This window comes from Luteitalea sp., assembly GCF_044337415.1.
Lineage (GTDB): Bacteria > Acidobacteriota > Vicinamibacteria > Vicinamibacterales > Vicinamibacteraceae > Luteitalea.
The window spans coordinates 1-10,873 of record NZ_JBIINP010000139.1 but is presented as its reverse complement, the minus strand read 5'-3'; the positions used below and the strand labels follow the sequence as shown (position 1 = coordinate 10,873).

The 10,873-nt window shown below is 69.0% G+C and carries 7 protein-coding genes and 2 pseudogenes; 2 read left to right on the top strand and 7 right to left on the bottom strand.

What is annotated here, in order from left to right:
• Positions 1-947 (top strand): annotated as a pseudogene (locus ACIRDX_RS16440) (NADH:ubiquinone reductase (Na(+)-transporting) subunit F); the annotation flags it as partial.
• A gap of 166 nt (positions 948-1,113) precedes the next feature.
• On the opposite strand, the gene ACIRDX_RS16435 reads toward ACIRDX_RS16440, so the two are convergent.
• From ACIRDX_RS16435 to ACIRDX_RS16415, 5 genes are all read right to left on the bottom strand, one after another.
• Positions 1,114-3,111 (bottom strand): DUF3604 domain-containing protein, encoded by a 1,998-nt coding sequence (locus ACIRDX_RS16435; protein ID WP_396626522.1) that lies wholly within the window; start codon positions 3,109-3,111, stop codon positions 1,114-1,116.
• An 88-nt stretch (positions 3,112-3,199) separates the two neighbouring features.
• Entirely contained in the window at positions 3,200-3,943 is a 744-nt protein-coding gene (locus tag ACIRDX_RS16430) for a hypothetical protein (RefSeq protein ID WP_396626521.1), read from the bottom strand.
• A gap of 312 nt (positions 3,944-4,255) precedes the next feature.
• Positions 4,256-5,035, bottom strand: a complete 780-nt coding sequence (locus tag ACIRDX_RS16425; RefSeq protein WP_396626520.1) for a DUF2490 domain-containing protein — start codon at positions 5,033-5,035, stop codon at positions 4,256-4,258.
• Between the two features lie 91 nt (positions 5,036-5,126).
• Positions 5,127-6,899 carry a DUF6515 family protein gene (locus tag ACIRDX_RS16420; protein WP_396626519.1) on the bottom strand — a complete coding sequence of 591 codons (1,773 nt, stop codon included), beginning with the start codon at positions 6,897-6,899 and terminating at the stop codon, positions 5,127-5,129.
• Positions 6,896-7,804, bottom strand: a complete 909-nt coding sequence (locus ACIRDX_RS16415) for a DUF2092 domain-containing protein (RefSeq protein WP_396626518.1) — start codon at positions 7,802-7,804, stop codon at positions 6,896-6,898. Before ACIRDX_RS16415 ends, ACIRDX_RS16420 begins: the two co-directional genes overlap by 4 nt.
• Before the next feature lie 362 nt (positions 7,805-8,166).
• Here ACIRDX_RS16415 and ACIRDX_RS16410 point away from each other — a divergent pair, with 362 nt between their 5' ends.
• Positions 8,167-8,799 carry a hypothetical protein gene (locus ACIRDX_RS16410; protein WP_396626517.1) on the top strand — a complete coding sequence of 211 codons (633 nt, stop codon included), beginning with the start codon at positions 8,167-8,169 and terminating at the stop codon, positions 8,797-8,799.
• Positions 8,800-8,807: 8 nt separating this feature from the next.
• Here the strand turns inward: ACIRDX_RS16410 and ACIRDX_RS16405 are convergent, their stop codons facing one another.
• Positions 8,808-10,268: a family 16 glycoside hydrolase gene (locus tag ACIRDX_RS16405; RefSeq protein ID WP_396626516.1), complete on the bottom strand. Its 1,461-nt coding sequence runs from the start codon at positions 10,266-10,268 to the stop codon at positions 8,808-8,810.
• Positions 10,269-10,381: 113 nt separating this feature from the next.
• Positions 10,382-10,873, bottom strand: a pseudogene (locus ACIRDX_RS16400) (hypothetical protein); the annotation flags it as partial.

The window sequence follows — 10,873 nt, the reverse complement described above, 5'->3', positions numbered from 1 at the left end:
CGCACGAGGCGAAGGAGGAGGGCGGTCGCGTGTGGCTGCGCGTCGGCGGGGGCGCCACGGCCGACACCACGCCCGTGTACACGTTCCGCGTGGTCTCGAACCGCAACGTCGCGACGTTCATCAAGGAGTTGGTGCTCGCTCCGGGAGCGTCAGAGGTAGGGCGCGGTGTCCCACCGCGCCGGAGTGTTGCAGCCTGGCCCGACTACAAGCCGGGGCAGTACATGCAGCTGCACATCCCGGCGTACGGCGAGATCCGGCTGCGCGATGTGACCGTGGACGAGCCGTATGCCTCGGTGTGGCGCGCGCATCACCTGTTCGACCTGTCGGCCAGCAACGGGCTGGAACTTCGGCGGAACTACTCGCTGGCGACCGATCCCGCGTCGCCGATGCAGGAGCTCCGGTTCAACGTCCGCATCGCGATGCCGCCGACGGGGCAGGCGTGCGAAGCGGGTGTGGGGTCGACGTGGGTGTGGCGGCTGCAGCCGGGAGACACGGTGCAGGCGTCGGGCCCCTACGGCGACTTCCTGATCCGCGACACGGAGCGTCCGCGCGTGTACGTGGGCGGCGGCGCGGGGATGGCGCCCATCCGCTCGCACATCACGCACCTGCTCGAGACGCGTGGCCACGCCGGGCCGGTCACGTTCTGGTACGGTGCGCGCTCGCGGCAGGAGGTGTTCTACGAGCAGGACTTCCGCGCCCTCGAGGCACGCTTCCCGAACTTCCGGTTCCACGTCGCGCTGTCGGCGCCGCTGCCCGACGATGGGTGGACGGGCCCGACGGGGATGATCCACGACGTGCTGCGGCGTGAGCATCTCTCGCGCGAGGCCACGCCCTCGGTGGCCGACTTCTTCCTGTGCGGCCCGCCGCCGATGGTGCACGCGACGCGCGACATGCTGCAGCACGAGTTCGGCGTCGAGGCTGGCGACATCGTTTCGGACGAGTACTGAACAATTCAGAATTCAGAATTCATAGTCAACAGTTCAGCCGCAGCCGCAGCTCACGAGCGCACACGGCATGTGAGCGCTGAACGACGAAGAGGCAGGACCGCGTGGTGCGTGATCCTGCCTCTCGTTGTTCACTCGGCGCGGGCCGTCCAGGGCCGCGTGAGTCCGTCTACTGCGGGGTGTACCAGATCGGCGACGTGTACGCGCGCTCGGTCACGGTCATGCGCGTGCCCGGGAGCGGCTTGATGCCGAAGCGCTTGGCGTCGTAGGCCGTCCACCGCGGCGTCGGGATCTCCAGCACGCGGGCGTAGTAGAAGGCGCGCTGCGCCGGGTCGAAGGAGGGGTCCTTCCACACGGTGATCAGCTCCGGCACGCCGATGGTGTTGGTCCACGTCGCGTTGGCGATGTCCACCGTGCTGCCGATCGACGGCAGCTTGCCGTCGGCGCCCGCCTTGCGGTCGCCGCCCCAGGCCACGTCGAAGACGCGCTCGTGGAGCTCGCCCTTCGCGTCGATCCAGCCCTTCACGATCTGGATGCGATCGAGGTTGGCGCCGATCGGGTCACGGAGCGCCGCGACCAGGAAGCTCGGCGCCTTGCCGGCCGGCGCCTTCGACAGGTCGCCGCCCATCGGCACGCCCTTGCCGTAGCCGACGATGGCGGGGTTGCGCGTCGCGGCGTCGCCGGCCTCGAAGTCGAAGCTGCCGAAGAAGCGCACCACCATGCGCGTCCCCGTCGTCGCGTAGGTCTCGCGCCGCTGCATGGCGTCGAAGATGGCCTCGCGCGTGTTCTCCCTGGCCCACACGGCGGCGTACCCGGCCGCCGCGACCTCCCAGTCCATGATCGTCACGCCCGACTTCGGGTCCTTGACGAATGCCTTGGACAGGCGCTCCGGGCTCGGCTCCTGCGGCGCGGTCTTGCCGAAGAAGTTGTCTTCCTCGATGGCCATCAGGCCCGTGTGGGCATCGGTGCTGCCGATCATGCCGAACTTGTAGGGGTTCGAGCCGAGGGTCTGCTCGAGCTTCAGGCCGTGCTTGAGCGCCGAACGCGCGTACTCGAACTCGAGCATCGCCTTGGTCTTCGGCACGCTGCCATCGAGGTTGCCCTTGTCCCACTTCTCGTGGTCGGCGAACTCGTCGTTGGGCGAGAGGAACGGGTGCGTCTCGCCGTCGCCCTTGGTCTGCGTGACCTCGTACAGCCGCTCCCAGCGCATCCGCGTGTCGGCGTAGGCGCGATCCACGGGCTTGCCGAACGTCTCGAGCACCGGGAACATGATGCCGTTGCTCAGGTTGCCGTTGTGGGCGATGGCCAGCGCGGTGCCGCCCGTCTTGTCCTCGTACATCTGCAGCCACTTCCACAGGTCGGACGGGTCGTCGCTGCCGAGCGGCCGCACGGTGGTGAACGGCTCCACCTGGCTGGCGCGGCTGGCGCCATCACGCAGGATGACGTTGCGGTGGAGGTTGTTGGCACCGGTGTTCGACGTCCACTCGAAGCCGATGAACGCCGTGAACATGCCCGGGCTGTTGTTCTCCTCGGCGGCCTTGATGGCCTCGGCCCACGCGCTCCGGTACGGCTTGGTCCCGGGCACGGGCATGATCGCCTTCGAGATGGTGCCGGTGCCGAAGTTGCGGATGATGTCGAGCGCCGCCTCGGCGCCCTGGCCCGAGTGGATCATCTCGTTCCACTTGCGGCCCTGCGGGTCGCCCATGATGCTCGGGTCGCCGTTGTTGATCAGCGTGAAGAACCCGAAGCCATCGGAGTGGTCGGCCACGACCATGAAGTCGAGCGGGCGCGACAACTTGACCGGCTGGCCCGAGTTGGACAGCATCTCCTCGCCGCGCGCGAAGCGGAACGCCTCGCGGGGCGTGAGCCGCGCGCCGAACGCCCCGGCGTCCATGGAGAACGCCGTGTGCATGTGCGTGTCGCCGAACAGCGGCCGCATCGGGTACTGGCGGCCGGCGTAGGGCGAGTAGGGGGCCTTGGCCGCGAACAGCTTCTCGACCTGGGCCTTCTCGGGCACACCGGCGTCCTGCTTCTGCCCCGACTGGGCGAGCAGGCCGGTGGTGACGGCCACCGTGGCGGTCAATGCGACCGCGGCGATGCGGGGCGCGGTGATCCACGTACGACCACGTGGGGTGTGAGTCTCGGGAGTCGACGAACGCTGTGTCATGAATGCTCCTGCACGAGGCCGCGCAACGGCGAGGAACTCCCGGCGCCGCGGCGGTGTAACGAGATCCTGTGGGCTGAGGTCGGGCCGCTCAACGCGCGAGCGGACGGTGGCCCGAGTTGGTGATCACGACCTGGATCTTCTTGGCCGGGGCGTCGAGGGTGGTCTGCGCCGCGTAGACGGCGCCGTCAGGCAGCGTCGTCATCTTCACCGCGAGCGACACCGCGTCCTCGGGCGAGTCCAAGTAGCTCGCGACCGACACGCCGAGCAGACGGCTGGCCGCCGGGTCGAGGTCCACGATCAGGCTGTCGCCGGCCTTCTGGTACTGCGGCAGCGTGAGGCGCATGGAGCCTCCCGGCTGCGGGCTCATCGACAGCCGGCCGGCGTCCTTCACCTTCTGGATGGCCGCCGGGTCGGGCGGCACATAGCCGTGGACGAGGGCCGCGGCGCGCTGCATGTACTCGGCGTACTCGTCCTTCTTGTTCTCGATGATCTGCTGCTTCAAGCGCCCGCCGCGACGACCACCTGGCGCCGGTGCCGCTGCCGCCGGGGCCGATTCCAGCGGAATCTTCTGCAGCGTGCCGTCCGCGCCGTAGTAGCACCGGTTCTGCTTGCGCGACTTCGGCTCGCCCTTGAGGCTGACGACGGTCGTCTCGACCCACTCGTACTGGCGAAGCGCCTTGGCGCCAGTCGCCAGGTTCTGCTTCAGGGCAGCGACGGGGTCGGTCGCTGCGGCAGCCGGCTGGGCGGCGGGAGGCGACTGTGCGAATGCGAGGCCTTCCGCGGATGCGAGGAGCGAGAGGGCCAGGGCGGTGCGGACGAAGGCGATGGGCATGCGGGAAGCTCGAGGGAACGCGGGGGGAACCATGGAAACACGACCGCCAGGCTCACCGCGCCCGTCACGGCTCGCTCCGAGCCTGCCGGGATCACGGGGCGCTGACATGGTCGAACGGTGTGGCACGACCTACCATTCTATGGGACCGCTCTGGCGATTCCACCCGAAAATCGCGGGAGTAGGCGGCACGGGCCTCAGTGAGGCGCCGTCGTGCCACAGCGCCTCGGCCCTGGGCCGTGGAAACCCGAAGTCGCCGGGCAGGGATTCCCGCACGTCATGTCGTGGGGCCCGGTGGGCGTGAAGTCCTTTTCCTCAGAAGACCCTCTTGATGCGGATGTTGATGGCGTTGTCGGATGTCGAGAAGTCGTCCTCGATGGTGTTGCGCGATCGGGTCCAGATGTACAGCACCTCGTAGCGCCACTGAAAGCTCCGGCGCACACCCAAGCCGAGGCGGATCCGCTGCCGGTTGGCGAAGCGCTCCTCCTGATCGGACAGCGGCATGAACCACTCCCAGTCGGCCAGGAGGTAGCGCGTGCGGTCGGTGCTCATGCTGTCGTGGTTGAGCGGCACCTGGAACTCCAGGCGGTTGCGGACGCGGACGTTGGAGTCCGAGCCGCTGGCCGTTCCGCCGTAGAAGAAGTTCCGCGACTCGACGCGCAGCAGGTTGCGGACCACCAGCCGGCGGCCGGGCGTGCGCTCGTTGAACTTGTGGACCTTGCGCGAGAACAGGTGGAACCGGACGCCGAGGCGAGGGGTGACCTCCGTGGTGGTCACATCGTCGGTCTGCAGGGTCCGGCCAACCGTGGTGTCGACGACGATGTCGTACCAGCCCCGGGGCGAGAACTCCACGTTCGGGGTGACGTCGATGTTGCGCCAGTCCGCGGTGTCTTCGGTCGCGGCGACCAGGGCCTTCGGCTCGAGGTCGAGCTCATAGGCCAGGCGCTGGCTCTTGACCCAGTTGAAGGTCAGGTTCCCCCACACCTGGAGGTTCGTCGTCTGGGCCCCGACAGAGGCGGGCAGGCTCCACAGCACGCAGGCCGCAAGCCAGGTCGCGACCCGGCGACGCGGGGGGCGGCAAGCGAGTCGGCTCATCAGTACGCATCATGGCATGACGAGCGGTGCAGGAGTCGCCTGCCGGCGAGCGGGGGCTCGCCGGCCCCCGCCTGATCCGTCCGTGTCTACCTCAACGGACCGCCACGGTGGTGAACACGTCCACCGAGGCCGGCGACGACAGCGTGAACGTCTGCGCGACCTGCGCCGGGATCTCCGCAGCGTCGACCTTGCCGCTGGCGGCTGCGGCGCCGCCCACGCCCGCGCCGATCGCGGCGCCCCAGGCGGCACCCTCGCCGCCGTGGGCGATGGCGCCGATCGCCGCACCGAGGGCCACGCCGCCGACGAGCTTCTTCGCGCCACTCGACGCGTCACCGCTGGCGGTGAGCGGGGCCGCCGCCACCGGCACGTACTGCTCGCCGACCTGCAGATCGGTGAGGGCCACCGTGACCGACGCCTTGCCCTTCATCTTGCTGCCCGTGTTCACGGCCGTGACCGTCCCGTACACGTGCGCGCCGCGTCCGGCGACCAGGCGCCCGCCGACGGCGAGATCCTGATCGAGGAAGCCCTGCCAGTGCATGTTCACGGTGGCCGTCTTCGAGCTGATGTCGCTGGCGAAGCGCACCACGAGCACCGTGCCCGCGGGAATCGTCATGCGTTCCTCGACGCTGCGCACCGTCGGGGCAGGCGCTGCCGCCGAGGACGCCGCCGGGGCCGGCGAGGATTGGGACTGCGTCGACGGCGATGCGGGCGTCGGGGGCGGGTCCACCTGCACGTAGAGTTCCTTGCCGTCGGGCGACAGATACGGCACGAACCATGCGCCGCCGGCCTTGAAGTACATCGTGTTCAGCTCGACGACCTCGAACTCCGCGGGCAAGGCGGCAACCATCACGAGGCCGACGGGTGCGGTCACCGTGACGAACCGCTCCTGGCCGTTCTCGAGCGTGCGCCGGTAGAACGTGTTGGCGCTGATGAAGTAGGTCGTGCCGCCGACCGTGACGGGCACGCGGTGCACCGGCAGCGTGGTCAGCGTCGCGCCGACCGGTGCTGGCACGGCCTGGTAGGCGACCTGGCCACTGCTCGTCGTGGTCTGCTTGCTGTAGGTGCCGTCCTTGGCCACCAGGTACGAGATGCCGGCCACCAGCAGGATGATGGCGCCCACGGGCGGCGTGTCGTAGTACGCGTGGTACGGCACCGGCACGGGGTAGTAGAAGGGCACGCCGTGATGCATGTACGGGCGGTAGTACGCGCCGCCATACGCGTAGTAGGGCCGTCCGTGGTACGTCGTGGTGCGGTAGCCGGACGGAAGCGTGCGCGTCACGCGGCCGCCGTACGGGCCCGCGACGGCGGTGTTCCAGCCGCCGTACGGGGTACGGCCCGCCGCGACGTTGTAGTTGCCGTTGTACTTGGTGTTCACCGAGCCCGCGACGACGGGGCGTCCGGTGACCGTGCGGCCCGCAGCGCCATCGAACGACGCCTCGCGACCCGTGCTCGTGTGCGCGCTCCCCTCGATGTCGAGGTAGCCGTTCTCGCGCTCGACCTCGCGGTCGCGAGACACGGACTCACCCCACCGGTTCGTGGTGGTGGACGAGCGGTCGACCTCGCGTTCCTCCACGTTCACGTCACGACTGACCGACTTGGAGGCGCCGCTGTCGGTCTGCACCGACTTGTCGACCTGGAAGCCCTCGCCGGTCTGGCTCACCGTGCGCGAGCCGGAGGCGTTCTGGCCCTGGCGCGTCGTCGTGGCCGAGCCGGGCGACGTGGATCTCGTCGTCGTGCCGCGCGAGTGGGCGCCCGTGGACGACACGCTCCCGCGGGAGGGTCTGCGGCGCTGCGCGAGCAACTCGGCGGTGGTGCTGCCGAGGAGGAGCGGCAGGATCAGGGTCCAGGCAATGAGGCGCTTCATCGCGTGCCTCCCGAGTTCGTGGAGGGGGTCGTGGAGGGGGGCGTGGATGGGGACGTGGTGCGCGGCGCGAAGGCCTCGACGTCGACGCGCGTCGCCCCCTGCGGAGGCGTGAACGCGAACAGGCTGTCGGGCAGGCGCGGCGACAGGTTCCAGCTGGTGATGGTCACGCTGTACTGCGGGACCTCGTCCTCGGTCTTGTAGGTGATCACGAGCTTGCGGGGCAGCGGCTGCGGCCCCGCGTCGATCCAGATCTGCCAGTCGATGGTGGCCTGCTCGAACGCGAGGTGATGACAGGGCACGCCGGCGGCGTCGTGCAGGCCGACGTACACGCCTCGTTGCACCTGTCCCATCATCCGCGCGTAGGGGTCGCCGTACAGGAAGTCCGCGACGGGGATCTCGGTGCCGGTCCGCTCCCGCAACCAGTCGAGCGCGCCATCGACGGACGCGGGTACGTCGCCCGACGCCCACACGAGCTGCTCCTTGTCGAGCGCCGCGAACGTCTTGCCGTCGTACCAGAAGGAACGGTTCATCGCATCGCCGCTGGCGTCGCCGACGAGGCGGTCGGGGCGACGGAGCGCCACATGTCGCCTGTTGCTCACCTGCCGACGAGGACTCTGGGCCGGGACATCGTCCCAGAGCTCCTCGGCTTCGAAGGCAAAGGCCGGCGCCTTGGCCAGGTGGGCGCTCATGCGCCGCATCAGGTCGTCGACGCGCGGGTCCACGAGCCGCGAGGCCGGCGCGAGCTCCGCCTCGATCGGCGGGGGCGGCGGTTCGGCGGCGGCCGACGCGGGGGACGACGATCGGGAACACCCCGAAGCCAGGGCGGCGGCCAGCAACAGCACCGCGGGCGTCACTGCGGCGTGGCACGGCAGGTGACGACCGGGGGACGACGGTCGATGGGTCATCGGGATACCTCGTCCTGTGTCATCGCTCGCCGGAGGACGGCGACGTACGCGAGGCCCAGGCACTCATCGACACGTCAGGTGCAGGACCAGTGCCAACACGTGCGCGTGGATGGACGAGGGGAATGCGCGCGATGTGCGAAGTCGTCGCGTGCAGCTGAGGCGCATGTTCGTGGAGTCTCGGAGAACCTCCATCGGAGTGGAGGTCCTCCAAGGAGACGAGCACGACCGCTGTCGCGCATCACGCAATGCGTTGGTGTCGCGTGTGGTACGACCTGTGCTTCTGCACTGGCAGGCGTCACTGCGCGCGGTAGCCCTGGCTCGATGCAGGCGTTGCCGTGGCCCTCGATCCGGAGTCACTGCTCATGCGTATCCTCACGTTGCCCGTGATGGCCTCGGCGCTTGCCGTCGCCTCGATCCTTCCCGTGGTCCAGATGCACGCGCAGCCCGGCGCCTCCGCGCACACCGCGGTGTCGCCGGAGGACCCGCTGCGCTTCCGCGCCTTCGGCATCAACATGCAGGGCGGCCGCACCGGGACGATCGACATCGCCATCGAGCGCTGGAGCAGCGACGAGGAGCGCGCCCTGCTGCTCGACAAGGTGGCTGGCACGACCCAGAAGCGATCCGACCAGGACAAGTTGGTGCAGAGCCTGCAGGCCATCAAGCCGCGCGCCGGGTACATGAACACGCCCGGGAGTCTCGGGTGGGACATCAAGTACGCCCGCGAGAACCGGATGGCGGACGGCACGCGGCAGATCGTGGTCGTCACCGACAAGCCCGTGAGCTTCTTCGCCGCGCGCAACTCCACGCGGTCGATGGACTACCCGTTCACGCTGATCGAGATCCGGTTCGCGCCGGGCAGCCACACGGGCGAAGGCAAGCTGCTGGCGCAGACGTCGATCTCGGCCAGGGACAACCAGCTCCAGCTGGAGTTGTATGGCCAGGAAGCGACGCGGCTCACGCAGGTGACGCAGCAGAAGCAGAAGGGCCAGCCGTAGGGGCCGGCCTATCGCAGTTCGCGGACCTTCAGGTTGCGGAACCAGACCACCGTGTCGTGGTCCTGCAGCAGGATCGGCGTGCGGATCTTGTCTGCATAGCCCTTGACGTCCTTGAACTTGCTCGTGGCGACGCCTGCGGCGGCCTCGGCGCTCGTGAGGTCGTAGCGCAGCACCAGCGTGCCGTTGAGCCAGTGCTCGACGATGGTGCCCTTGACGACGAGGCGCGAGGTGTTCCACTCGCCGACCGGGCGGGCCGCCTTCTTCTGGGCAGGGATGCAGTCGTACCACGCACCGGTCTTCTGTCGCTCGTTCAGCGCCATCACGACGTAGTTGTCGTCGTCGATGGTCTGGTACTCGTGGCCGATGGCGCCGCCCTCGTTGCCGCGCGCCTCGTCGACGAAGTACTTGATGCCGCTGTTGCCGCGATACGACAGCCGCCAGTCCCATGCGAACTCGAAGTCGCCGAAGGTGGCGGTGGTGATGATGTCGCCGCCCTTCGTGCCGAGCCCCTTGATGGTGCCGTCCTCGACCACCCAGCCTTGCGCCGGGAAGGCCGGCTTGGCGAAGCCCTTCCAGCCGTCGGTCGTCCTGCCGTCGAACAGCAGGCGCCACCCGGCCTTCGTCTCGGCGGCCGTGAGCACGTTCTGGGCGGGTGCCTTCGGGGCCCGCTCGTCGACCTGCGCAGCGATGCGGCGCCAGGTGGCGATGTTGGCCGCGAGGTTCTCGCGCGTGTCGCCGGGCACGTTGTACGCCTGCAGGCCGATCGGGCCGCGGTAGCCGGCGGCCTGCAGCGTCTGCAGGTACCCGACCATGTCGAAGTCGCCCTGGTCGAGGCGCGTGATGTAGTTCTTGCCGGCGAGGTCGACGCCGTTGATGCTGACGCGCGTGGCCTTCGAGGCGACAGCCTTCACGGCGGCGTCGAGGTTGCCGCCGACGTTGCTCATGTACTCGTGGCAGAGGTTGATGCTGGCGCCGAGGTTGCTCCGGTTGGCCTTGCCGACGATGCGCGCGGAGTCGAGCGCGTGCTCGACGTAGAAGTTCGCGTGCCCGTAGAGCGCCACCTGCACGCCAGAGCTCTTCGCGAGGTCTGTCACGCGCTGCACCACCGCGACGGCCTTCGACTCATCGTCGGCGCTCGCCACCTTCGGCTTCTGCACGGTGATCCAGAGCGTGGTCGGCGTGCCCTTCATCAGCCTGATGGCCTCGGGCAACCGCGGGTCGAACGCCTCGGGACGATCGATGTAGGTGTGGACGTAGAGCCCGTAGATCTTGAGGCCCGCGGCGCCGAACGCCTTCTGCCAGGCGGCGAGGTCCTCGGGTGTCGTGTAGTTGTAGCTGATGCCGTCGTAGCCGAGTTCCTTGAGCGTCTGCGCCTGCTGGGTCGGCGTCCACGAACCCCGGCCGACGCCGTTGTCGAAGACGAAGAATTCCGGCCGCGCGGCCTCGGCGTGCGTCCACGCCAGCAGCATCAGGAGCGCGAGCAGGAATGACCGCCGGGCGAGTCCGGCGGCTACGGACAGACGGCCACGGCTGGTCGCCGCACTGCCGACTGCCGACCGCCGCCTGCCGTTCCCGACCCCGTTCACTTCGTCCCCCAATCGGTGCGGCCCGCCGGGGCCTCGAGGTGGCGGTTCGCTTCCTCGTCGTTGGTGAAGCGCTCGCGGGCGGGATCCCACTTCAACAGGGCGCCCTGACGCTTGATGCCGATGTGGGCGAGATGGCAGATCGAGATCGTGCGCTGGCCCACTTCCTCGTCTTCCATGGTCTTGCGACGGCTCCGCACGGACTCGATGAAGTCCACGCGCTCGCTGCGCAGCGGGAAGCGCGTGCCGCCCGAGGGAATGGTCATCGCGAGGATCTTCGGATCGGACGCCTCGTGGTACTCGGGGTGGTCGGCGCTCTTGTCGTAGTTCACGAGCAGCCAGCCCTTGTCGCCCTCGAAGCGGATGCGGGGCTTGTCCATCGTGTAGAACATCTCGACGCCGTTGGCAAAACGGAAGCGGGCATCGAACGTCTCGAGCACGTCCCAGACCGGGTCGGCGTGGTACTTGCCGGTGGCCTGCACCTCGACCGG